This is a genomic window from Enterobacter sp. CP102, assembly GCF_025152625.1.
Lineage (GTDB): Bacteria > Pseudomonadota > Gammaproteobacteria > Enterobacterales > Enterobacteriaceae > Enterobacter > Enterobacter soli.
Genome location: NZ_CP104014.1, coordinates 2292269 through 2315788, shown reverse-complemented (window position 1 = coordinate 2315788; position 23520 = coordinate 2292269). Strand labels below are relative to the sequence as shown.

Below are 23520 nucleotides of genomic sequence, written 5' to 3'. Positions count from 1 at the left end.
CCGCAGCCACACTTTGCTCCTTGCCCTCAGGCTAAAACGGGCTGCGAGTATAACAGAGGCTTATCAATCGCGTCAGGCAGGAAGACGAAAACGCGATACCGCCTGGAGTAAAATGTCGGATTCCTGATGCAAACGATCGGAAGCCTGTGACGCATCAGACACCAGCACATCCGTCTGACGTGAAACCTGGTTCAGCGCCTGAAGCTGACGGGTCATCAGATGAATACTCTCCCCCTGGCTCATGGTGGCCGCCGAGATATCATTCAGCAAACTGCTTAAATTCCCCACCAGCCCGGTCACCTGCTGCAGATTATCCTCAAGACGGGTCACTGCTTTAGAACCGTCTTCTATCCCCTGCAAGGAGTGGTTAATCAGCTCCTGAATTGTTTGGGTCGAATGGCTGCTTTTACGCGCGAGTAATCCCACTTCTCTGGCCACCACAGCAAAGCCCCGCCCCTGATTACCCGCATGAGCCGCCTCTATGGCCGCATTCAGCGCCAGAATGTTTGTCTGAAACGCCACGTTGTCGATCATGGAGACGATCCCGCGCATTTCTGACGATCGTTCAACGATCGCCTGCATTGAGGCGTTGACCGTGGACATCATCTGGTCGCCGCCGGCTGCCGCTTCCCGCGCTTCGTCAGCCCGTGAACTGGCAAGCTTCGCATAACCTGTATTGCCCTCGACATGGGTTTCCAGCGAGGCAATATGCGCCGTCACCTCTTCCAGCTCTTTTGCCTGGCGAGCCGACTGCTGATACAGCTTCTGATTACCCTGCGCAAGCGAACCAATATTCTCAACCATTGAGGTGGTAGCCTCACTCACCTGGGTGACCAGCTGCTGTAATCCCTGCTGCATGGTGAAAATGCTGTCGCCCAGTTGCCCTATTTCACGGTTAAAGCGTGTCACACCCGGCGGACTGGCAGACAAGTCTCCCGCCGCAAGCTGATTAATATGGCCAATCAGACGACGCAGCGGGGTAATGACCCACTTCGCCATGCCAAACCAGACCACAATAACAATTGCCAGCAGCACCAGCGGGGCAAACAGGAACAACGTTTGTAACCCGGACAGGCGCTCCATTAAGGATTGTCGCCCCTCTGTGGCCTGCTTTTCGCTTATCTGCTGGTAGCGGGCATAGTTATCGTTGAAATCGGTCTGAAAGGCCTGCGCAGGCACCGCGAAAAAGGCATCGATGGAATTGGTTTTGATAAGCCCTTCGGCCTGCTCTTTGATGGCGCCGTAGAAAAGCTGATAGCTGTTCACCAGCGCCTCATCTTTCGGCGGGTTTAACGCCAGCCATGCTTTCCACGCCTGCTGGGATGCATCGAGCGCCTTTTGCGCTTCATCCATCAGGCTGTGCCAGCTGCCGTCTGAGCCCGTCTCTTTATCCTGCATAAAGTACACGCCCGAGCGGTTCAGCAAATCGCTGGCGGCCAGCAACGACACGCGCGCCTGATCCAGCTTTCCCTGTTGCTGCCAGGCCAGCTGATTATGCTGTTCGTTACGCTGCGCCTCGCGAAGAGAGGCGGTAAGCAGGAATGAAGAGGAGAGTTGCAGTGCGGAGAAAAGCCCAATAATACAAAAGATGCCGGCCAGCAATCCAAACTGACGTGGAATGATGCGCTGCGCAATACGGCGAAAAATTTGCGTTAGGTTCATAATTTTCTTCTGTAACAATACCTTAGACGCGAAGGAGTCTACGAAACGAAAATGACAGAACCATTGCAGAAAAATGACAGAGGGCAGGAATTACCGGGCGGCGATAATACCTGCCCGGCTTGATAAAGTATTGATTAAATTAGACGCGATCCTTCCACACCGTCTGCACATTACAAAACTCGTGCAAACCGAAGTGAGAAAGCTCACGCCCGAAACCGCTTTTCTTCACGCCACCAAAGGCCACGCGGGCATCGCTGGCGCTATAGCCATTGATAAACACGCCGCCGCACTCCAGCTCACGGGAGAATGTTTCAGCCAGTGCATCGCTTTTGGTAAATACCGTCGCAGACAAACCAAAGTCGCTGTCGTTGGCGAGCGCCAGGGCATGAGCAGCATCTTTCGCCACCGTAATGGCGGCCACCGGGCCAAACAGCTCCTGACGAAACGCGGTCATTTCAGGGGTAACATTGCCCAGTACCGTCGGAGCGTAATAGTTACCCTCACCCGCGATTTTCTCACCGCCCAGCAGAAGCGTTGCGCCTTCGGCAAGGGAGGCCAGAACCTGCTGATGCAGCTCATCACGCAGATCGTAACGCGCCATCGGGCCGACATAGTTTTCGTCTTGATCTGGTGCGCCCATCTTCAGCGCAGCCGTGGCTGCAACAAAACGTTGGGTAAAGGCATCGGCAATGCCCTCTTCCACGATAAAGCGCTTCGCCGCCGCGCACACCTGTCCGGTATTTTGATACCGCCCGGCCACCGCCGCTTTCACCGCCAGATCCATATCCGCGTCGTTCAGGACAATAAAGGGATCCGATCCCCCCAGCTCCAGCACGCATTTTTTCAGGGCCGCCCCTGCCTGCGCACCAATCGCCGCCCCGGCACGCACGCTGCCGGTTACGGTTACGGCCGCAATACGACGATCGTTAATCGCCTGGCTTACCCCCTCATTGGTGGCATTAACCCAGCCAAACACCCCCTGCGGGAAGCGGGCATCGGCAAAAATGTCGCCAATAAGCGAAGCCGAGCCGAGCACGTTCGGGGCGTGTTTCAGCAGATAGCTGTTACCGGCAAGCAGAATGGGTACCGCTCCCCGCAGAACCTGCCAGAGCGGGAAGTTCCACGGCATCACGGCCAGGATCGGCCCCAGCGGACGATATTCAATGACCGCGTTATGGTTTTCTACCTGAGTGGCTTCCGCTTTCAGCATTGCCGGGCCATGTTCGGCGTACCAGTCGCAAAGGTTGGCTGATTTGGTCACTTCACCGCGAGCCTGAGCAATCGGCTTACCCATCTCGCGGGACATCATTTGCGCCATCTCTTCGGCGCGCTGGCGAAGTGCTGCACCTAAGTCACGCAGTTTTTGCGCACGGTGCGCGACCGTTTCGGTGCGCCATTGACGGAAACCAGCGTCAGCCAGCGCAATCGCCTGGTCAACGTCATCTTGCGATGCCCACGGATAAGCCGCCAGGGTTTCGCCGGTGGCCGGATTAACAGACAGCGCATGTGTGGCAGGTGAATGAGTCATGATTATCTCCATGCAATAACAGTTGATTCATTGTGGCCCACTCTGCTATTTCTTAAAAATGAATAATACTAACCACCTTATTCACGAATCGAGAATGGCATGGACTTAACTCAGCTTGAAATGTTTAACGCCGTTGCGCAGACCGGCAGCATTACCCAGGCCGCGCAAAAGGTGCATCGCGTACCGTCTAACCTCACCACCCGTATCCGTCAGCTTGAAGCGGATCTGGGCGTTGAGCTGTTTATTCGTGAGAGCCAGCGCCTGCGGCTTTCCCCCGCGGGGCATAACTTCCTGCGATACAGTAAGCAGATCCTGGCGCTGGTTGACGAAGCGCGCATGGTCGTGGCGGGCGATGAGCCTCAGGGATTATTTGCGCTTGGCGCGCTGGAAAGCACCGCCGCCGTGCGCATCCCGGAAAGTCTGGCCCAGTTTAACCAGCGCTACCCGCGCATTCAGTTTGCCCTCTCTACCGGGCCATCCGGGACCATGATTGACGGTGTTCTGGAGGGCACGCTGAGCGCCGCCTTTGTCGACGGACCGCTATCGCACCCTGAGCTGGAAGGAATGCCGGTATACCGGGAAGAGATGATGCTGGTTGCCGCGGCGGGTCATCCTGAGGTGTCGCGGGCCACCGAGGTGAGCGGCCGTGATGTGTATGCATTTCGCGCCAACTGCTCTTACAGACGGCATCTGGAAAGCTGGTTCCATGCCGACCGGGCGATGCCCGGGCGTATTCATGAGATGGAGTCCTATCACGGGATGCTGGCCTGCGTTATCGCTGGCGCAGGTATTGCACTGATGCCCCGTTCAATGCTGGAAAGTATGCCGGGACATCATCAGGTTGAGGCATGGCCGCTGGCGGAAAACTGGCGCTGGCTCACCACCTGGCTGGTGTGGCGGCGCGGCGCAATGACCCGCCAGCTGGAGGCGTTTATAGCGCTGCTAAACGAACGTCAACCACCAGCGCCTTCTCCATAAACAGGCTCAGGGGATCGGCAGTATAAGGGGCAAACGGCGGGCGCATTTCGTAGCCGCAGCGCTCATAAAGCCGCACCGCCGCATGTTGTTTGATCCCCGTTTCCAGCCGCACGGTATGGCAGTGGCGGCTTAACGCCTCATCTTCCAGCGCGGCCAGCAGCGTTTCCCCAAGATGTTGCCCACGATGGGTTGGATCAATGTACACCCGTTTCATTTCGCCGGTGCCGTCACCGTTGAGCACCACCGCACCGCACCCCACGGCCGTCAGCTGCTGGTCGCGAATGACCATCAGGATCAGGTTTTCTTCAGTCAGTTCTGATAAATCAAGCAGATGGTTGCTCTCCGCCGGATAGAGTTCGCTCTGATAACGATCAAGCGCCGCAATCAGATTGATGATGTCAGGATGGTGTGACGATTCAGAGGTAATAGAGTACATAGCCGGTTCCTTATCTTTTTATTTCATCTTTATTTCAAAATAGCCCAGCCACTTAAGGGTGCTTCATAGGATTAACTTATGCGTCTCTTCACCTGTTGCACGCCACCCCGTCCGGCAGTAATTTTGTGTACAGAAGCCGTTAAATCACAGTGGAATACGAATGAATACCAAAGCCCGGAAAGTGATGATTATTGGTGCAGGAAACGTGGGTGCCTCCGCAGCCTATGCCCTGCTCAACCAGAACATTTGTGAAGAGCTGATCCTCGTCGACTTGAACCGCGAGCGGGCTCAGGGCCATGCGCAGGATCTCAGCGATGCAGCCGCCTATATGCCGGGGATGATGACGATTTCAACCCGTGATGCCAGCGAGTGTGCCGATGTCGATATCGCGGTGATCACCGTTTCGGGCGGTGCGCTGAAACCGGGGCAAACCCGTCTTGATGAACTGAGCAGTACCGCGCGTATTGTGAAAAGCATTGTCCCGCAGATGATGGAAAACGGCTTTAAGGGCATTTTCCTGATTGCCACCAATCCATGCGACATCATTACCTGGCAGGTGTGGAAGCTGTCTGGCCTGCCGCGCAACCAGGTTATCGGCACCGGCGTGTGGCTGGATACCACCCGTCTTCGCCGCACACTGGCGCAGGAGCTGGATATCGGGGCGCAAAGTATTGATGCCTTTATCCTTGGCGAACATGGGGATACCCAGTTCCCGGTCTGGTCGCACTCGTCGGTTTACGGTTCCCCCATTGCCGGGGTCTACCAGCGTCATACCGGGAAAGCGCTCGATAAAGAGCAACTGGCGGAAAAAGTCCGCAAGCTGGGGTTTGAGATTTACAACCGCAAGGGATGCACGGAATACGGGATCGCCGGGACCATTGCCGAGATTTGCCGCAACATTTTTACCGGCAGCCACCGCGCGCTGGCGATCTCCTGCATTCTGGATGGAGAGTATGGCGTAGACGGTGTGGCGATTGGCGTGCCTGCGGTGCTGGCACAGGGCGGCGTGCAGCAGATTATTGAATTGCAGCTGGCGGAAGAAGAACAGGCCAAATTCCGCCACTCTGTTGAGGTGATTAAAAACAATATCGCCCGTCTGCCCTGACCAGAAAACAGGGATGACGGGCGGAGCATCACTCAGTTAGCGCAGATAAATACGGCCTTTCAGATACAGCGTGGCCTGTCCGCCAATCAACACACGATCGCCCTGCAATTCGCAGCGCAAATCCCCGCCCCGCCGGGATACCTGGCGGGCGTTTAACTGGGTTTTGCCCAGTTTCTCGCTCCAGTACGGGATTAACATGCTGTGCGCTGAACCGGTCACCGGATCTTCCGGCACCCCTTCTCCCGGGCAGAAGAAACGGCTGACAAAATCATACTGGTCACCCGGCGCGGTGATGCAGACCATTTTATCCAGCGGGATCATCGCCGGGATATCCGGCGTCAAGGACTCCACCTGCTGCTGGTTTTCCAGCACCACCATGTAATCACGCCCTACACGCACCTCTTTTGCACTGCTGATACCCAGCGCGCTGAGGAGTAACGCCGGTGGGTTGTCTACCACCTCCGTAGACCATGCCGGGAAGTTCAGTGTCAGCCAGTCACCGTGACGTTTTACCGTCAGGTTGCCAACAAAACGGGTGGAGAATTTTATTTCCGTATGCGGATAGTTGAGATATTCAAAAATGACATGGGCGGCCGCCAGCGTGGCGTGCCCACAGAGGTTAATCTCGTCCAGCGTGGTGAACCAGCGCAGTTCGAATCCGTCATCCGTGTGCACAAAGAACGCGGTTTCCGACTGGTTGTGTTGTTGCGCCATCCTGAGCAGCGTTTCGTCCGGCAACCACGCTTCCAGCGGGCAAACGGCTGCTGCGTTGCCGCCAAAGGAGGTGTCACTAAAGGCATCTACCAGATAAAAATCAATTTCCTGCATTGTCTCTTCCCCTGTTGTTATATGTTCTTAGCGCAAAAATACGGTGCCTTTCAGATAGAGCGACGCCTGGCCGCCCATCAGTACGCGTTGCCCGTTCAGCTCACAGCGGACATCACCGCCGCGGGCTGATATCTGGCGGGCGAACAGTGAGGTTTTCCCCAGCCTCTCGCTCCAGTACGGGATAAGCATGGTGTGCGATGAGCCGGTGACTGGATCTTCCCAGACGGCAACGCCCGGCGAGAAAAAGCGGCTGACAAAATCGTATTGCCCGTTGCCGCGTGCGGTAACGGCCACCTTATGTTCACCTGGCGTCATCGCTGAGATGTCCGGTGCGACCGCTTCCACCTGCTGTTGGTTTTCCAGCACAATGACCCAGGCCCGGCCTTTGCGCGCTTCAACATAGTGGCTTATCCCAAGCGCCGAAAGCAACTCTGGCGGCGGAGTTTGTGCTTCGGTTGGGCAGGCCGGGAAATCCAGCGTCATCCAGTCACCGTCGCGGCTGACGGTCAGCCGGCCAGAGGCGGTATCAAAATGAATACGTGAATCGGGGTAACCCAGTTCGTTAAACAAGACATATGCGCTGGCGAGCGTTGCATGACCACAGAGATTGACCTCCGTTACGGTGGTGAACCAGCGAAGTTCGATGCCGCCCTTGCTGCACACAAAAAACGCGGTTTCCGACTGGTTATGCTGCTGCGCCATTTTGAGTAACGTCTCATCCGGCAGCCACTCCTTTAACGGGCAGACTGCCGCCGGATTGCCCCCAAACGCGGTATCGCTGAACGCATCAACCAGATAAAAATCAATCTCCTGCATTGTCTTACCCCCTGTTTTTGTTGTGCTGTTCCTTATATTCAATGAAAACACCCGCCGTCGCTACCGCTGTCATAAGGTAAATTTTGAGAACTGAGTCACATAATGATTGAGTTTTAGCCGTTTAACACTTTAAGATCCCCGTCACATCCTCCAGGCAACGGTCCCAGACATCCCTATGACAACAAACACAGTTTCCCGCAAAGTCGCGTGGCTACGTGTGGTCACGCTTGCCATCGCAGCGTTTATCTTTAATACCACTGAATTTGTCCCCGTTGGGCTGTTGTCCGACATCGCGGAGAGTTTCCAGATGGAAACCGCTCAGGTTGGCATCATGCTAACCATTTACGCCTGGGTGGTAGGCATGATGTCGCTGCCGTTTATGCTGCTGACCAGCCAGATGGAGCGGCGCAAACTGCTGATTGGGTTGTTCGCCTTATTTATCGCCAGCCACGTGCTGTCGTTTATGGCCTGGAACTTTACCGTGCTGGTGATAAGCCGCATCGGGATTGCCTTTGCCCACGCGGTCTTCTGGTCAATCACCGCCTCGTTAGCCATCCGACTCGCCCCTGCCGGTAAGCGCGCCCAGGCGTTAAGCCTGATCGCAACCGGTACCGCGCTGGCGATGGTTTTAGGCTTGCCGATTGGCCGTGTGGTGGGGCAATACTTTGGCTGGCGAACCACCTTCTTCGCCATTGGCGTAGGCGCCCTGGTTACGCTGCTGTGCCTGATCAAACTGCTGCCAAAAATGCCAAGCGAACACTCGGGTTCACTGAAAAGCCTGCCGCTGCTGTTCCGCCGTCCTGCGCTGATGAGTATCTATTTGCTCACCGTGGTGGTGGTAACGGCACACTATACGGCCTACAGCTATATCGAACCGTTTGTGCAGACCGTGGCCGGTTTTAGTGCAAACTTTGCCACCGTGTTACTGCTGATCCTGGGGGGCGCAGGCATCATCGGTAGCGTGCTGTTCGGGAAACTGGGTAATCAGCACGCGTCGCTGCTGGTGAGCAGTGCCATTGGGCTGCTGCTGGCGTGCCTGCTTCTGCTGATGCCCGCGGCAGACAGCGAAATGCATCTTGCCGTACTGAGCATTTTCTGGGGCGTGGCGATCATGATTATCGGTCTGGGAATGCAGGTTAAAGTTCTGGCGCTTGCGCCCGACGCCACCGACGTGGCCATGGCGCTTTTCTCCGGGATATTTAACATTGGGATCGGTGCAGGTGCGCTGGTGGGCAATCAGATAAGCCTGCACTTTTCGATGGCGTCGATTGGTTATATTGGCGCAATCCCGGCGCTGGCGGCGTTTATCTGGTCGGTTTTGATTTTCCGCAAATGGCCGGTGGCGATGGAAGAACAAGGCCAGCATGGGTGACATTTGTTTGTGCCGGGTGGCGGCTTCGCCTTACCCGGCCTACAAAACCCGTAGGCCCGTGCAAGCAACCCGCCGCCGGGCAAAACATCAATGATAGGTCTTAATAATTTCCAGCACGCCGTTAATAATAAACTGCACGCCCATACAGACCAGCAGGAAGCCCATCAGACGAGAAATAGCTTCAATACCGCCCTTGCCCACCCAACGCATAATCGCGCCAGAACTGCGCAAAGAACCCCACACAATAATCCCGATAAGCGCAAAGATGATTGGCGGTGCCACAGTGATAACCCAGTCCGGGAAAGTAGCGCCGTCACGCACCGTTGAGGCAGAACTGATGATCATGGCTATCGTCCCTGGCCCGGCGGTGCTTGGCATCGCTAAAGGGACAAAGGCAATGTTGGCGGAAGGTTCCGTTTCCAGCTCCTCGGATTTACTTTTAGCTTCCGGCGACTCATGCGCTTTTTGCGCCGGGAACAGCATCCGAAAACCGATAAACGCAACAATCAGCCCACCCGCAATACGCAGACCCGGAATCGAGATCCCGAAGGTGTTCATCACCAGTTGTCCGGCGTAATACGCAACCATCATGATCGCAAAAACGTATACAGAAGCCATCATCGACTGATGATTGCGCTCTGCACTGTTCATATTCCCTGCCAGCCCTAAAAACAGCGCAACCGTCGTCAACGGGTTAGCCAGCGGCAGCAAGACCACCAGCCCAAGACTAATTGCTTTAATCAAATCCAACATAGTGCGTCGTCGTCCTTATCCATAATTCAACACGGCAATTATAGGGTGAAACTGGCCGTTTCAGCCATTGGCACAACGTAAGGATTATTTTCGCTGCTGAATCATAACTATCAGTTATGTTTTTGATTTGAAAGCCCCAAAAAAAAGTTCATGAAACGTTTTAGCAATTCGTGGCATCGGCTGATTCATTCAGTTGACTTATACTTGCCTGAGCAATAATATCTGCCGTGACTAACTACTTGCCAGGGCAACCATTGTGAAAAGCACCAGTGATCTCTTTAACGAAATTATTCCGCTGGGTCGTCTTATTCATATGGTTAATCAGAAAAAAGATCGCCTGCTTAATGAATACCTGTCTCCGCTGGATATCACCGCAACACAGTTCAAAGTGCTGTGTTCCATTCGCTGCGAAGTGTGTATCACGCCGGTAGAGCTGAAAAAGGTGCTCTCTGTAGATCTCGGTGCCCTGACTCGAATGCTGGATCGACTCGTCTGCAAAGGATGGATAGAACGAAGCCCTAACCCGAATGACAAACGCGGCGTACTGGTGAAACTGACCAGCGACGGCGCGGCGATGTGTGAGCAATGTCATCAATTAGTAGGACAAACAACGCACCAGGAACTAACAAAAAACTTAACGGCGGATGAAGTGGCAACGCTTGAGCACTTGCTTAAGAAAATACTGCCGTAATACAGAAAGAGGTATGACGATGTCCAGACGCAATACTGACGCTATCACTATTCATAGCATTTTGGACTGGATCGAAGATAACCTGGAATCGCCGCTCTCCCTTGAGAAAGTGTCAGAGCGTTCAGGTTACTCAAAATGGCACCTGCAACGGATGTTTAAAAAAGAGACCGGTCATTCATTAGGACAATACATTCGCAGCCGCAAGCTGACGGAAATTGCCCAGAAGCTCAAAGAAAGCAATGAACCGATCCTTTATCTGGCGGAGCGGTATGGGTTTGAATCGCAACAGACCTTAACGCGTACGTTTAAGAACTACTTCGACGTGCCGCCTCATAAGTACCGAATCACCAGTATGCCGGGTGAATCCCGCTATCTGTTTCCGCTGAAACATTGCAGCTGAATGAATAAAGCTAACCATCGCCTTTAAGACGTAACCGAGGAAATCATGAAATTCACCGTCTCCGCCGCCCTCGCCTTGCTGGTGCTTGTCTCCAGCCAGACCTTCGCGGAGCAAACCCCACAGGCAGCTCAGCAGAACAATCGCGATGCGATGATCATGCCCTCTGCCAATAACCAGTCACCTTTTGATTTCAACCACATGGGTGCTGGTAGCGACAAATCCGACGAATTAGGCGTGCCGTATTACAACCAGCGCGACCACTGATTCGTTTTGCCCCGCTGACGCGGGGCTTTTTTTAGCGTTAATTTCTCACCTGCGTCGCCCGGCGTAATCGCAAGCCAAACACATTGATATACAGCCCCGCCATAATCAGCACCGCACCAAGCAGCTGCAACGCACTGAGTTTCTCCCCCAGCAACACTGCGGCACTGGCAATACCGACCACCGGAACCAGCAAAGAGAGCGGCGCCACACGCCAGGTTTCGTAGCGGCCAAGTAACGATCCCCAGATACCATAACCAATAATGGTGGCCACAAAGGCCAGGTAGACCAGCGACAAAATCGTGGTCAGGTCGATATTCACCAGGCTATCCAGCATGACGGCCGGGCCATCCAAAATAGCCGACGCCACCATAAACGGAATGACAGGGATCAGCGCACTCCAGACCACCAGCGACATCACCGGCGGTCGTGCTTCGTGCTGCATAATCAGCTTATTGAAAATATTACCGCAGGCCCAGCTCAGCCCCGCCGCCAGGGTCAGCATAAAACCAAGCAACGCCACATGCTGCCCGTTAAGGCTGGCCTCAACCAGCACCAGCACGCCAAACACGGCAAGGGTAATCCCCGCCAACTGCTTGGCCTGCAACCGTTCGCCAAAGACAAAGGCACCGAGGATAATGGTGAAGAAGGCCTGCGCCTGGAGCACCAGCGATGCCAGCCCGGCGGGCATCCCGAATTTGATGGCGCAGAACAGAAAGGCGAACTGGCCAAAGCTGATGGTCAGGCCGTAACCCAGCAATAAGGTAAACGGGATTTTAGGACGGGCAACAAAGAAGATTGCCGGGAAGGCCACCAGCAGAAAGCGCAACCCCGCCAGCATTAATGGCGGCATGTTGTGCAAACCGACTTTGATTACAACGAAATTTAGCCCCCACACTACCACTACCAGCAACGCCAGTAGCCCGTCTTTACGCGTCATACCCTGCCCCTGATTATTAAATTTTTGTAAACAGATTCAAGGTAACGAAAAAAAGCACGGAGGAAAAGATCATTAATTCTGGCAGTCAGTGGAAGCACTTACGGATAAATTAGGTGCTATACAAGCCCCTTATGGCGTGATAATCCTGATAAGACACAACAATAAAACATAAGCTAATGTCGGGCAGGAATATGAAACCATCTCTCAGGCGCTCAACCGCAGCGCTGTTGGCATCGTCATTGTTATTAACCATCGGTCGTGGGGCTACGCTGCCGTTTATGACCATCTATCTGACGCGTATGTATAACATGAGCGTGGAGAATATCGGTTATGCACTGACCGTGGCGCTGACTATCGGCGTGGTGTTCAGCATGGGATTTGGCATCCTGGCGGATAAATTCGATAAGAAACGCTACATGTTGATCTCCATTACGGCCTTTATTGTGGGCTTTGTGGCGATCCCGCTGGTGGATAACGTCACCCTGGTGGTGCTGTTCTTCTCGCTTATCAACTGCGCCTACTCGGTTTTCTCAACGGTGCTGAAAGCCTGGTTTGCCGATGTGCTGACATCAAGCGAAAAGGCCCGCGTGTTCTCGCTGAACTACAGTTTTCTCAACATCGGCTGGACTGTCGGGCCGCCGATTGGTACCTGGCTTGTGATGTACAGCCTGCAACTGCCGTTCTGGCTGGCTGCGATTTGCGCCGCGCTGCCGCTGGTCTTTATTCAGTTTTACGTCCAGAGAAGCATTGCCTCTGACACGCCGCAGGAGACCACGCCGTGGCAACCCTCAATCCTGCTGAAAGACCGGGCGCTGATGTGGTATACGCTTTCCGGCCTGCTCGCCTCCTACGTGGGCGGTTCATTCGCTACCTGTATTTCCCAGTACGTGCTGGCCGCTAACGCCGACAGCGATTTTGCGCAGAATGTGGTTGCGGTAGTATTACCGGTGAATGCCGCCGTGGTGGTGACGCTGCAATATGCCATCGGGCGCAAGCTGTCGGCGGCGAACATTCGCCCGTTAATGGCGGTTGGCACACTTTTTTTTGTGCTCGGTCTCGGCGGGTTCATGTTCTCTGGCGAGAACCTTGTTTACTGGGGGATCGCCGCAGGGATCTTTACGCTGGGTGAGATTATTTATGCACCCGGTGAATACATGCTGATTGATAACATTGCCCCGCCAGGGATGAAGGCGAGCTATTTCTCAGCGCAAGCGCTGGGCTGGCTGGGCGCGGCGGCAAACCCGATGATCACCGGTATTATCCTGACTAACCTGCCGCACTGGTCACTGTTTGCCATTATGATGGCGGCGATTGTGGTGGCCTGGCTGATGATCCTGCGCGGGATGAGCGTGAAAAGTGACGCTAGCGTGGTAGCCTGTAGGCCGGGTAAGGCGTAGCCGACACCCGGCAACAGCAAATTCTAGTGGTGCAACATCTCGTCTACCACCTGATCTTTGTACATCTCGTTAGGATAATAGGTTGGCCAGTTATCCATCTCTTTCAGCAGCGCCTCGTGGGAGGTGTTGCCCATAAAGATATGGAAATGCGAGGACGATTTTGGCCCGATGATGTGATCGCTAAACTGGACAAACTTCGGCGCGCTGCTGCTGGCATCCTTACACTCAAACAGATAGCGAACACCTTTCTTGCCTGATGCGTAAGTCAGGATTTTGTATCCGCTGTAGTCGTAGTGACAGCTGCTGACCTCTCTGCCTTTGTGGAACTCCATGACGTTATTTTCAATGCCGATGCTGTCGACATCCGTGGCGTAGCCCGTGCGGTAATACGCTTTGACCTGGTCGAACGATTTGCTTTTATCTTTTGCGGCTTTCTGTTTAAAGACCGGATCCAGCGAACCGTCCAGCAGGAACGGATAGACAGACTGCCAGACGCCGTCCCAGTCGGACAATTTTCGGTCCTTCACATCTTTGTCAGCAAAAACGCCATTTGCCGCCTGCTGTTCGGCTTCCGTCATCTGGTGACCATGTGAATGGGCAAAAAGCTGGCCGCTGACCAGCAGCGCCCCCAGAGTCATTGCAAATTTTCCAATATGTGCAGACAAAACAATACCCTCACTCCGTTTTATAAGAATGAGAATGTTATATTATAACATTTCAGATCGCAACCAGTCCGCGAACGCCCTCCTGCTCCATATTTTCGCCACGACCACGCTGAATGATGGTTCCGCGCGACATCAGCAAATAGCTGTCGGCCAGTTCAGCGGCAAAATCGTAAAACTGTTCAACCAGCAGAATGGCCATATCGCCCCGGTCAGCCAGCTGGCGGATCACCTGGCCAATCTCTTTTATCACCGATGGCTGAATGCCTTCGGTTGGTTCGTCCAGGATAAGCAATTGCGGGCGGCTCGCCAGCGCACGGCCAATAGCCAGCTGCTGCTGTTGCCCACCGGAAAGATCGCCGCCCCGGCGGTGTTTCATCTCTTTGAGCACCGGAAAGAGCTGCCAGACCTCCTCAGGGACGTTTTTCGCCTCGCGCGCAGAAAAGCGCGATAACCCCAGGAGCAGGTTTTCTTCAACGCTTAAACGCGGGAAGATCTCCCGCCCCTGCGGCACATACGCCACGCCTGACTGCACGCGCTGATGGGGTTTGCTGTGCGTGATTTTCTTCCCCTGCCACAGCACCTCGCCCGTTTTGGCCGGAATCAGCCCCATCAGGCATTTCAGCAGCGTGGTTTTCCCCACGCCGTTGCGGCCTAAAAGGCAGGTGACTTCTCCCGTAACCGCTTCAAAGCTCACGCCGCGCAGAATATGGCTTCCGCCGTAATACTGATTCAGTTCGTTGACCTGTAACATTAATGCTCCTTAGCGCCCCAGATACACTTCAATCACCTGCTCGTTGGCCTGCACTTCGCGAAGCGATCCTTCCGCCAGCACCCGCCCCTGGTGCAGCACCGTCACGTGGTCGGCAATGGTTTCCACAAAGCCCATATCATGCTCAACCACCATCAGCGAATGTTTACCCGCCAGCGTCCTGAACAGCTCCGCCGTGTATTCGGTTTCAGCATCCGTCATCCCGGCGGCAGGTTCGTCGAGCAGTAATAAATGCGGGTCCTGAACCAGTAACATGCCGATTTCCAGAAACTGTTTTTGCCCGTGGGAAAGCAGCCCTGCACGTCTGTCTCGCTCGCTGCTCAGACGTAACAACACCAGCATCTCGTCGATGCGGTCAGCCTGTTCGCCGCTGAGCTTAGCCCGCAGGCTTGCCCACACGGATTTATCACACTTCATGGCCAGTTCCAGGTTTTCCCATACCGTCAGCGCTTCAAACACCGTGGGTTTCTGGAATTTTCTGCCAATGCCCTGACGGGCGATCGCCGCAGGATCCAGCGCCGTGAGATCGATTGACTGGTCATACACCGCCCGCCCGCTTTGTGGCCGCGTCTTGCCGGTGATGACGTCCATCAGGGTGGTTTTACCGGCGCCATTGGGGCCAATCACGCAGCGTAATTCGCCCACGCCGATATTTAACGACAGGTCGGTCAGCGCCTGAAACCCGTCGAAATTGACGTTAATGGCCTCAAGTTGCAGCACCGGGTCGGTCTGGTCGCGGTAACGATCGCCTGGCAACTGGCGGGTAAAAAGTCCTTCGGCTGGCTGCATTATTTCTCTCCCTTACGAAACAGGCCGTAGACGCCGCGCGGTAAAAACAGGGTGACGGCGATAAAAATCAGCCCCAGAAACAGCTGCCAGTATTCCGGCATTGCCACGGTGAACACACTTTTTGCGCCATTGACCAGCGCAGCGCCAATCACCGGGCCGACCAGCGTGCCACGGCCACCCAGCGCCACCCAGATAGCGGCTTCAATCGAGTTGGTGGGCGACATTTCACCCGGGTTGATAATCCCCACCTGCGGGACATACAACGCGCCCGCCAGGCCGCACAGCACGGCGGACAACGTCCACACCAGCAGCTTAAAACCACGCGGATCGTAGCCGCAGAACGTCAGGCGGTTTTCCGCATCACGCACGGCGGTCAGAATGCGGCCAAATTTGCTTTTCGCCAGCGCAAACCCGATACCCAGCGTCAGCAACAGCAGCACAACGGTGGCCAGGAACAGCGCAATGCGTGTGGACGTCGCGGTGACAGAAAAACCGAGCAGGGTTGTGAATCCCGTAAAGCCGTTGTTGCCGCCAAAGCCGGTTTCATTACGAAAGAAAAGCAACATGCCTGCGTAGGTCAGCGCCTGGGTCATGATCGAGAAATAGACCCCTTTAATCTTTGAGCGAAACGCAAACCAACCGAACACCAGCGCCAGCAGACCGGGGATCATCACAATTAACACTAACGCCCAGGCAAAATGCTGGGTGCCCCACCAGAACCAGGGTAGTTCGCTCCAGGAGAGGAACGACATAAACGCGGGTAACCCATCACCCGCCGCCTGACGCATCAGGTACATCCCCATCGCATAGCCGCCCAGCGCGAAGAAAATGCCATGCCCTAACGACAACATCCCCGCGTAGCCCCACACCAGATCCAGAGCAACGGCCACAATGGCGTAACAGAGAATTTTGCCCACCAGGGTGAGCATCCAGGTTGATAACGCCAGCGGGTGTGTGGCGGGCAACAGCGCCATGAAAGGCAATACCAGCAGTAGTGTCACCAGCAGGCTGCCGAGAATTTGCGTGGTCCGCGGCGCTTTACGCGCCAGCGTTAAGGTAAGTGGCTGGCTCATCAGTCAATAACCCTCCCTTTGAGTGCAAACAGCCCCTGCGGACGCTTCTGAATGAACAGAATGATCGCCACCAGGATCAGGATTTTACCCAGAACAGCGCCCATCTGCGGTTCGAGGATTTTATTGAAGATCCCAAGACCAAAGGCCGCAGCCACGCTCCCGGCCAGCTGGCCGACGCCGCCAAGCACCACCACCAGGAACGAGTCGATAATGTAACCCTGACCCAGTTCAGGCCCCACGTTGCCGAGCTGTGATAACGCCACACCACCCAGACCGGCAATGCCCGACCCGAGGCCAAAGGCCAGCATATCTATGCGCCCGGTTGGCACGCCGCAACAGGCCGCCATGCTGCGGTTTTGCGTTACCGCACGCACGTTCAGCCCCAGACGGGTTTTATTCAGGGTAAGCCAGGTAAAGAACAGCACCAGCAGCACAAAACCGAGCACCACAATTCGGTTCCACGGCAGCGTCAGGTTGGCAAAAACCTGTACCCCGCCGGAAAGCCAGGCCGGGTTTGCCACTTCGAGGTTTTGCGCACCGAACGTCATCCGTACCAGCTGGATAATCATCAGGCTGATCCCCCAGGTTGCCAGCAGGGTTTCCAGTGGCCGGCCATACAGATGGCGGATAACCGCGCGTTCGAGCACCATGCCAACGCAGGCAGTCAGCATAAAGGCCACCGGCAGCGCCACCACCGGATACAGCGCCAGCCACTGCGGGGTAAATTGTGCCATGACCTGTTGCACCATCCAGGTGGCATATGCCCCCAGCATCAACATCTCGCCATGCGCCATGTTGATAACGCCCAGTAATCCATAGGTGATAGCCAGCCCCAGCGCGGCCAGCAGCAGTACGGAGCCCAGCGACAGCCCCATAAAGGCCTGGCCGAGTAAATCGCCCCACATCAGGCGGTGTTTAATGTGATTCAGGCTCTCTTCGGCAGCGGCACGCACTCTGGCATCCGGTTCAGTTTGCGCCTGAGCAAATGGCGTCAGTTTTGCCTGAACATCCGGATCGTCAGACTGCCCCAAAAGCGCCACGGCCCTGAGGCGCACATCGGCCTGTGGGCTGGTCAGTTGCAGATTCGCCAGCGCCAGCAACAACGCCTGGCGTGCGACATCATCCGTTTCACTGCTCGCCCGCTTTTGCAGGAAATCGAGCATATCGGGCTGAGCGTCGCGCTGAAGTTGTCTCGCAGCATCCCGCCTTTGCGTGACACTGTCACTCACAAGTTGATGTGTAGCAAGCGCCATGGTCGCCAGCACCCGCAGGCGGTTAGTCAGACGGACGGCTTTTGGTTGCCCTTCTGCCGCCGTTGCGTCACCCAGCGCTACCATCACACCGTTGCTGCGGGTAAACGCATGTTTTTGAGTGTCGAGATAGAGATTTTCTTTTTGCAGCGCCTGTAACAGCGGCAGCCGGGCCGCTTGCGGCGAGGCTGCCCACTGTTCCAGCATCGCAGCCTGCTGGCTGCGGCTGGCGGCAACAAAATCATCAGCATCCGATGCCTGCGCCATCCCTGGCAGCAGTCCGGTAAGCCATACAACAGCGACAATAACGCGCATGATATTCATGGCTTTTCTCCCTTTGACAATGGCTTAGTTGCTGGCCGTTTTCATTGGCTGATCGGGTTTTTTGTCATTACCGGCAATGAACGGACTCCACGGCTGGGCACGTACCGGCTGCTCCGTCTGCCAGACCACGTTAAACTGCCCGTTACCTTCAATTTCGCCAATCATGACCGGCTTATGCAGATGGTGGTTGGTGGCATCCATGGTCAGCGTAAAGCCGGATGGCGCTTTGTAAGATTGCCCCGCCATTGCCGCACGGACTTTATCCACATCGGTGGTACCGGCTTTTTCTACCGCCTGCGCCCACATGTGGATCCCCACGTAGGTGGCTTCCATCGGGTCGTTGGTGACCACGGTATCGGCGTTCGGCAGCTTGTGCGCTTTGGCGTAGGCTTTGTAATCCGCCACAAAGGCCTGGTTGGTTGGGTTATCGACGGACTCAAAGTAGTTCCACGCCGCAAGGTTACCCACCAGCGGTTTGGTATCGATGCCGCGCAGCTCCTCTTCACCCACGGAGAACGCCACCACCGGCACATCGGTCGCTTTCAGCCCCTGGTTTGCCAGCTCTTTATAGAATGGAACGTTGGAATCGCCGTTAATGGTGGAAACTACGGCTGTTTTACCGCCCGCGGAGAACTTCTTGATATTGGCCACGATGGTCTGGTAATCACTGTGCCCGAAGGGGGTGTACACCTCTTCGATATCTTTATCCTGAACCCCTTTCGAGTGCAGGAACGCGCGCAGGATTTTGTTGGTAGTGCGCGGGTAGACATAATCGGTGCCGAGCAGGAAGAAGCGTTTGGCACTGCCGCCGTCTTCACTCATCAGGTATTCCACTGCCGGGATAGCCTGCTGGTTTGGCGCCGCCCCGGTATAGAAGACGTTTGGCGACATCTCTTCGCCTTCGTATTGCACCGGGTAGAACAGCAGCCCGTTCAGCTCTTCAAAGACCGGCAATACGGACTTACGAGATACCGATGTCCAGCAGCCAAACACCACCGCCACCTTATCCTGGCTCAGCAGCTGTCGGGCTTTTTCCGCGAACAGCGGCCAGTTAGATGCCGGGTCGACCACAACGGGCTCCAGCTTTTTGCCCAGCACGCCACCTTTAGCGTTGATCTCATCGATCGTCATCAGGGCAACATCTTTCAGGGGCGTTTCAGAGATAGCCATCGTGCCGGACAACGAGTGCATGATCCCCACTTTGATGGTATCCGCAGCCTGCACACCAAAACTCATTCCCATAGCGACCACAGAGGCCGACAGTGCAAAAGCTTTTACAAAGGTACGACGGTGCATATTTTCACTCCTGAAAAGAAAGCTGTGCTAAACGTCCGTTACCGCGTGGACGCAGAAAATAAACATGTGTCAGCTTAAGAGGAGCAAAAAGGATGCCAGGATGAAAAACGTGGATTTTCGGGGGCGGAATGACGGGCTGCGGGGAAAACGACTCAGAATGGTACAGCGCTGCACTTTAATAATGCAGCGCTGTACCAGAAGTATTACCAGACTTCGCTGGCGATTTGCGTCACCAGACGCACTTTGTCCCACTGCTGGGTTTCGCTCAGGGTGTTGCCCTCTTCAGTAGAGGCAAAACCGCACTGCGGGCTTAAACAAATCTGCTCTTTCGCGACATATTGCGCCGCCTCTTCCAGACGCGCCTTCACGCCCTGCGGGTTTTCCAGCTCGCCATTTTTGGTGGTGATAAGGCCCAGCACCACCTGCTGTTTACCCGGACGGATAAAGCGTAATGGCGCAAAATCACCGCTGCGATCGTTATCGTACTCCAGGAAGAAGGCGTCGACGTTGACCGTGCCAAACAGCACTTCAGCCACCGGCTCGTAACCGCCTTCGGAAATCCAGGTTGAGCGGAAATTGCCGCGACAGACATGCAGGCCGATGGTCAGGTCCTCTGGTTTTCCTTCCAGCGCTTTATTCAGCACGCGGGCATAGGTGCGAGCCAGCTCATCGGCATCATCACCACGTTCGCGGATCTGACGACGCTGATCGTCAGAGCACAAATACGCCCAGACGGTGTCGTCCAGTTGCAGATAACGACAACCTGCGGCATAGAACGCCTGAATCGCATCGCGCCAGGTGGTTGCCAGGTCGTCAAAATAGGCATCCAGATCCGGGTAGACCGTTGCGTCGATATCTTTGCGACCGCCACGGAAATGCAGCACGCTTGGGCTTGGAATGGTCATCTTCGGCTGCGCATTCCCACTGATGCTCTTCAGGTAGCGGAAATCAGCCAGCATTGGGTGCTCACCAAATCCCAGTTTGCCGGTGACACGCACGCCGTGGGCTTTGGTCTGCACCCCGTTGAACTGGATCCCCTGCTGAGAATCGTAACGTTCAACGCCCTGCAAACCGTCGAAGAAATCGAAATGCCACCAGGCGCGACGAAACTCCCCGTCGGTGACCACATGCAGGCCACAGGCACACTGCTGTTCGACAACATGGCGGATAGCCTCGTCCTCAACAGCGCGAAGCTGTCCGGCATCAATCTCACCGCTGGCGAATTTCAGACGAGCCTGTTTGATGGCATCCGGGCGTAAAAAACTGCCTACTACATCGGCGCGGTACGGGGCGTGTTGTCGCTGCATGGAAATCTCCTGTTTCTGCCGGCAGATAATTGCCAACAGTGATAATTCATCTCTTGAACTTTTAGACTTCTGGATGTCTAAATGTCCAAAAAAGATGTCATACCCGCCGCGTCACGACAAACGAGAAAATTTCACATGTGTTGAAAAAAATTCATCTTAAGCCAGGTGCTGATGAAATTTGCCCGGCAAAGTCGAAGTTTTCATCCTGCCAGCCGGTGATCCCGCCGAGCATGATTTTTACCGGCAACCCCAGACGGGCGAGCTTCAGCGCGGCTCTGTCAGCGCCGTTACAGTGCGGCCCGGCACAATAGACCACAAAGACCGTATCGTCTGGCCACTGCGCCATGCGCTCCGCCGTGATCTGGCTCCAGGGCAAATGGACGGCGCCCGGAACATGACGACGGGCAAACTGCTCAGGTTTACCCACCACGTGCAGCAAAACAAAATCCTGATCGTTATTGGTCATGGCGTGATACACATCTGCGCAGTCTGTTTCCACGCTCAGACGACGCAGAAAATGGGCAACGGCTTCCTGTGGCTCGGCTGCCGGAAACTCCGTAACATAACTCATGAACCTTTCTCCTCTATGGCGTTTGTGTTAACACTACTCTATCCATAAATTCACCCACTGAATGCGTCCGCTCATGCCAGAAAACCGCAAAAAGATGACAAAGTTAAGACAGCTTTCCCCGCCGCAGGTGGTCGTGCTTGCCTATGACGGGCTGTGTACCTTTGAGTTTGGCGTAGCGGTTGAAGTCTTCGGACTTCCACGCCCGGAAATGGGTGAAACCTGGTATCGTTTTGCCGTGGCGGCGGTTGATGAAGGTGAACTTCGGGCGACGGGCGGGATCCGCATTCTGGCCGACGGCGATCTCAGTTTGCTGGAACACGCCGACCTGATCGTGGTGCCCGGCTGGCGTGGAATGGACTCACCGGTGCCGGAGGCCCTGTGCGACGCGCTGCGTCAGGCCAGCGCCCGGGGATGCCAGGTGATGTCAATCTGCTCCGGGGTGTTCGTGCTGGCGGCCTCCGGGTTACTCGACGGACGTCGCGCCACAACCCACTGGCGCTATATTGAGACGCTTAAAACACGTTTCCCGGCCATCGATGTGGTAGAAGACGTGCTGTATCAGGATGAAGGGGATATTCTGTCCTCCGCCGGCAGCGCGGCGGGCATTGATTTATGCCTGCACGTGGTCCGCCGGGATTACGGCATGGAAGCGGCGAATCGCGTGGCCCACCGTCTTGTTATTCCGCCTCATCGGGATGGTTCGCAGACACAGCAGTTAAGCCGCCCGGTAGCGCAACTGCGGGAAAGCCAGCGTTTTGGCAAGTTGTTTGATTATCTTCATCAGCATCTGGCGCAATCGCACAGCGTCGATTCACTCTCGCAGCGCGTGGGAATGAGCCAGCGCACCTTTCTGCGCCGCTTTCAGGACGCAACAGGCACAACGCCCGCGCGCTGGTTGCTGAACGAAAGGCTGCTGCGGGCGAAAGATTATCTGGAAAATAGCCGCTTAAGCATCGACAGCATTGCCGAACAGACCGGGTTTGGACAAGCGGCTACGCTGCGCCACCATTTCCGCCAACATTTCGCACTTTCTCCGGCGCAGTATCGCAAACAGTTCATCCTTTCCTCTGAACGGCCCTGATGGCAGACAGGCAAAAAAAAAACCGCCATTGAATGGCGGTAAATGCTTGCATGGATAGATTTGTATTTAGGTATCAACATCCCCGCCATTCCATGACGGGTTGTGTACTGCGATCACCCTATCACGGGTCATCTCAACAAATGCTAAACAACGCAATGAACTTGTTTTACGATCAGGATTGGGTGACGTCCGCGTCTTTGGTATTGATTTGCAGATACTTCATTAAACCCTGGCTGGCGCTCTGTTTTGCATCGTCATTGATGGCTTCAAGATAAAAAGAGCGTGATACATCGTAAGGGGCCTGTTCAGCCGAATAGACCGCAAACTGGAAGCTTTTTCCGCGTTTTTGATTCAGGCAGTCCAGCTCCCAGCGTTTATCGTCAATCTGGATGCTGGTGCAGGACACTTTGCCGTAGTCGCTGGTCAGATATGAACCCACACGGGATTCGGCAGATTCCATAAAATCAGGTTTGTTATTATAGGCGTAATTGACACACGCTGTTGCCGCTACAGCGATGACCGCAATAGCCACAGAGAGTGATTTTTTCATTTTGGAAGATCCCATTCCTTAACCAGAAGACCGTCATTATATAAGATTTATCCTGAATCCTCATTTATCTTTATTTACCAAAAATGGCTGATTTTTTAGATTTATATATATGCTATGCGGCCACGCCTGATTCCATGGGCCTAATTGTTCAATTAACCGCCTATATCCGGAATCATACCAGGTTTAATTTTTCAGATTATTCTTTTGTGCACCCAGGACTTTTCCAGCCATTCCAGGCAGATTCTTAATCTCAGCACGCATCCACATTTTCTCCACTTTTCGGTGTTCAAATCTGCGGCGTCAAACAAAAAGAAAGGAAACTACAACATGAAAAAAATCACCACACTTGCTGCGGTCATCGCGCTGGGCCTGTCGTCTTACGCGTTTGCGGATAACAAACCACCCGTGCCGTTTGAAAAGCAGTCAACTGAGCACAACCAAAAACAACCGCCACGTGATGGCAAACAACCTCAGCACGAAGGTAAAGCACCGCAGCATAATATGAATGGCGATAAGTCTCAGCATCGTGGCGATAAACCACAACACGATGGGAAAGGCCCACAGCATAATGATGGCAAACAGCCGCCAAAAGACGGTAAAAAGCCATTACCACCGCAAGACCAGCGTAATTAAAATTCAGGGGCGTTATGCCCCTGTATTATTTCCGGTTACCACAGA

Annotated in this window: 25 protein-coding genes; 9 read left to right on the top strand and 16 right to left on the bottom strand. The window is 54.9% G+C overall.

What is annotated here, in order from left to right; translation table 11 throughout:
* Positions 1 to 72: 72 nt before the first annotated feature.
* Both N1249_RS10915 and sad read right to left on the bottom strand, forming a co-directional pair.
* Positions 73 to 1662: a methyl-accepting chemotaxis protein gene (locus N1249_RS10915; RefSeq protein ID WP_259837710.1), complete on the bottom strand. Its 1590-nt coding sequence runs from the start codon at positions 1660 to 1662 to the stop codon at positions 73 to 75.
* Positions 1663 to 1801: 139 nt separating this feature from the next.
* On the bottom strand, positions 1802 to 3190 hold the full coding sequence (gene sad / locus N1249_RS10910) for a succinate-semialdehyde dehydrogenase (protein ID WP_259837708.1): 1389 nt from the start codon (positions 3188 to 3190) through the stop codon (positions 1802 to 1804).
* Positions 3191 to 3289: 99 nt separating this feature from the next.
* Between sad and ptrR the strand changes: the two genes are divergently transcribed.
* Positions 3290 to 4168, top strand: coding sequence for a putrescine utilization regulator PtrR (gene ptrR, locus N1249_RS10905; RefSeq protein WP_259837705.1), 879 nt, complete (start codon positions 3290 to 3292; stop codon positions 4166 to 4168).
* Here the strand turns inward: ptrR and N1249_RS10900 are convergent.
* Positions 4122 to 4604: a GNAT family N-acetyltransferase gene (locus N1249_RS10900; protein WP_182061090.1), complete on the bottom strand. Its 483-nt coding sequence runs from the start codon at positions 4602 to 4604 to the stop codon at positions 4122 to 4124. The genes ptrR and N1249_RS10900 overlap by 47 nt on opposite strands.
* Positions 4605 to 4764: 160 nt before the next feature.
* Here N1249_RS10900 and N1249_RS10895 point away from each other — a divergent pair, with 160 nt between their 5' ends.
* A complete protein-coding gene (locus N1249_RS10895; RefSeq protein WP_259837703.1) occupies positions 4765 to 5709 on the top strand; it encodes an L-lactate dehydrogenase in 945 nt (314 codons plus the stop codon).
* A gap of 36 nt (positions 5710 to 5745) precedes the next feature.
* On the opposite strand, the gene N1249_RS10890 is transcribed toward N1249_RS10895, so the two are convergent.
* Both N1249_RS10890 and N1249_RS10885 read right to left on the bottom strand, forming a co-directional pair.
* Positions 5746 to 6537 (bottom strand): PhzF family phenazine biosynthesis protein, encoded by a 792-nt coding sequence (locus N1249_RS10890; protein WP_259837701.1) that lies wholly within the window; start codon positions 6535 to 6537, stop codon positions 5746 to 5748.
* A 27-nt stretch (positions 6538 to 6564) separates the two neighbouring features.
* Positions 6565 to 7353, bottom strand: a complete 789-nt coding sequence (locus tag N1249_RS10885; RefSeq protein ID WP_259837699.1) for a PhzF family phenazine biosynthesis protein — start codon at positions 7351 to 7353, stop codon at positions 6565 to 6567.
* Positions 7354 to 7528: 175 nt separating this feature from the next.
* Between N1249_RS10885 and N1249_RS10880 the strand changes: the two genes are divergently transcribed.
* Positions 7529 to 8725 carry a sugar transporter gene (locus N1249_RS10880; RefSeq protein WP_259837697.1) on the top strand — a complete coding sequence of 399 codons (1197 nt, stop codon included), beginning with the start codon at positions 7529 to 7531 and terminating at the stop codon, positions 8723 to 8725.
* An 87-nt stretch (positions 8726 to 8812) separates the two neighbouring features.
* Here the strand turns inward: N1249_RS10880 and N1249_RS10875 are convergent, their stop codons facing one another.
* Entirely contained in the window at positions 8813 to 9478 is a 666-nt protein-coding gene (locus N1249_RS10875; RefSeq protein WP_182061085.1) for a MarC family NAAT transporter, read from the bottom strand.
* Between the two features lie 256 nt (positions 9479 to 9734).
* Here N1249_RS10875 and marR point away from each other — a divergent pair, with 256 nt between their 5' ends.
* From marR to marB, 3 genes are read left to right on the top strand one after another with little or no spacing between them, the layout of a single operon-like run.
* Complete coding sequence (marR, locus tag N1249_RS10870) at positions 9735 to 10169, top strand: multiple antibiotic resistance transcriptional regulator MarR (RefSeq protein ID WP_014070273.1); 435 nt, start codon at positions 9735 to 9737, stop codon at positions 10167 to 10169.
* Positions 10170 to 10188: 19 nt separating this feature from the next.
* Positions 10189 to 10569 carry an MDR efflux pump AcrAB transcriptional activator MarA gene (gene marA / locus N1249_RS10865; RefSeq protein ID WP_259838082.1) on the top strand — a complete coding sequence of 127 codons (381 nt, stop codon included), beginning with the start codon at positions 10189 to 10191 and terminating at the stop codon, positions 10567 to 10569.
* A 45-nt stretch (positions 10570 to 10614) separates the two neighbouring features.
* Positions 10615 to 10833 (top strand): multiple antibiotic resistance protein MarB, encoded by a 219-nt coding sequence (gene marB / locus N1249_RS10860; protein ID WP_259837696.1) that lies wholly within the window; start codon positions 10615 to 10617, stop codon positions 10831 to 10833.
* 37 nt (positions 10834 to 10870) lie between these two features.
* Here marB and eamA read toward each other — a convergent pair whose 3' ends face one another.
* The gene (eamA, locus tag N1249_RS10855; protein WP_259837695.1) at positions 10871 to 11770 is read right to left on the bottom strand and encodes an O-acetylserine/cysteine exporter; all 900 of its coding nucleotides are present in this window, start codon (positions 11768 to 11770) and stop codon (positions 10871 to 10873) included.
* 191 nt (positions 11771 to 11961) lie between these two features.
* Between eamA and ydeE the strand changes: the two genes are divergently transcribed.
* The gene (ydeE, locus tag N1249_RS10850) at positions 11962 to 13167 is read left to right on the top strand and encodes an efflux MFS transporter YdeE (protein ID WP_259837694.1); all 1206 of its coding nucleotides are present in this window, start codon (positions 11962 to 11964) and stop codon (positions 13165 to 13167) included.
* A 23-nt stretch (positions 13168 to 13190) separates the two neighbouring features.
* Here the strand turns inward: ydeE and zinT are convergent, their stop codons facing one another.
* From zinT to N1249_RS10810, 8 genes are all read right to left on the bottom strand, one after another.
* A complete protein-coding gene (gene zinT, locus N1249_RS10845; protein WP_259837687.1) occupies positions 13191 to 13832 on the bottom strand; it encodes a metal-binding protein ZinT in 642 nt (213 codons plus the stop codon).
* A 52-nt stretch (positions 13833 to 13884) separates the two neighbouring features.
* Positions 13885 to 14583 carry an urea ABC transporter ATP-binding subunit UrtE gene (urtE, locus tag N1249_RS10840; RefSeq protein WP_259837685.1) on the bottom strand — a complete coding sequence of 233 codons (699 nt, stop codon included), beginning with the start codon at positions 14581 to 14583 and terminating at the stop codon, positions 13885 to 13887.
* Between the two features lie 9 nt (positions 14584 to 14592).
* Positions 14593 to 15390, bottom strand: a complete 798-nt coding sequence (urtD, locus tag N1249_RS10835) for an urea ABC transporter ATP-binding protein UrtD (protein ID WP_182061079.1) — start codon at positions 15388 to 15390, stop codon at positions 14593 to 14595.
* Positions 15390 to 16463, bottom strand: coding sequence for an urea ABC transporter permease subunit UrtC (gene urtC, locus N1249_RS10830; RefSeq protein ID WP_259837682.1), 1074 nt, complete (start codon positions 16461 to 16463; stop codon positions 15390 to 15392). The genes urtD and urtC overlap by 1 nt, the downstream gene beginning before the upstream one ends.
* Positions 16463 to 18037, bottom strand: coding sequence for an urea ABC transporter permease subunit UrtB (urtB, locus tag N1249_RS10825; RefSeq protein WP_259837679.1), 1575 nt, complete (start codon positions 18035 to 18037; stop codon positions 16463 to 16465). Before urtB ends, urtC begins: the two co-directional genes overlap by 1 nt.
* Positions 18038 to 18061: 24 nt before the next feature.
* Positions 18062 to 19333: an urea ABC transporter substrate-binding protein gene (gene urtA / locus N1249_RS10820; protein ID WP_014070264.1), complete on the bottom strand. Its 1272-nt coding sequence runs from the start codon at positions 19331 to 19333 to the stop codon at positions 18062 to 18064.
* Positions 19334 to 19536: 203 nt separating this feature from the next.
* Entirely contained in the window at positions 19537 to 20640 is a 1104-nt protein-coding gene (locus N1249_RS10815) for a cobalamin-independent methionine synthase II family protein (protein WP_259837677.1), read from the bottom strand.
* Between the two features lie 151 nt (positions 20641 to 20791).
* Positions 20792 to 21211 (bottom strand): rhodanese-like domain-containing protein, encoded by a 420-nt coding sequence (locus N1249_RS10810; RefSeq protein ID WP_259837674.1) that lies wholly within the window; start codon positions 21209 to 21211, stop codon positions 20792 to 20794.
* Between the two features lie 73 nt (positions 21212 to 21284).
* On the opposite strand from N1249_RS10810, the gene ftrA reads away from it, so the two are divergent.
* Positions 21285 to 22292 (top strand): transcriptional regulator FtrA, encoded by a 1008-nt coding sequence (gene ftrA / locus N1249_RS10805; RefSeq protein ID WP_259837672.1) that lies wholly within the window; start codon positions 21285 to 21287, stop codon positions 22290 to 22292.
* Positions 22293 to 22464: 172 nt separating this feature from the next.
* Here the strand turns inward: ftrA and N1249_RS10800 are convergent, their stop codons facing one another.
* Entirely contained in the window at positions 22465 to 22842 is a 378-nt protein-coding gene (locus tag N1249_RS10800; RefSeq protein WP_259837670.1) for a hypothetical protein, read from the bottom strand.
* Between the two features lie 327 nt (positions 22843 to 23169).
* Here N1249_RS10800 and N1249_RS10795 point away from each other — a divergent pair, with 327 nt between their 5' ends.
* Positions 23170 to 23475 carry a hypothetical protein gene (locus N1249_RS10795; protein ID WP_259837668.1) on the top strand — a complete coding sequence of 102 codons (306 nt, stop codon included), beginning with the start codon at positions 23170 to 23172 and terminating at the stop codon, positions 23473 to 23475.
* Positions 23476 to 23520: the final 45 nt, after the last annotated feature.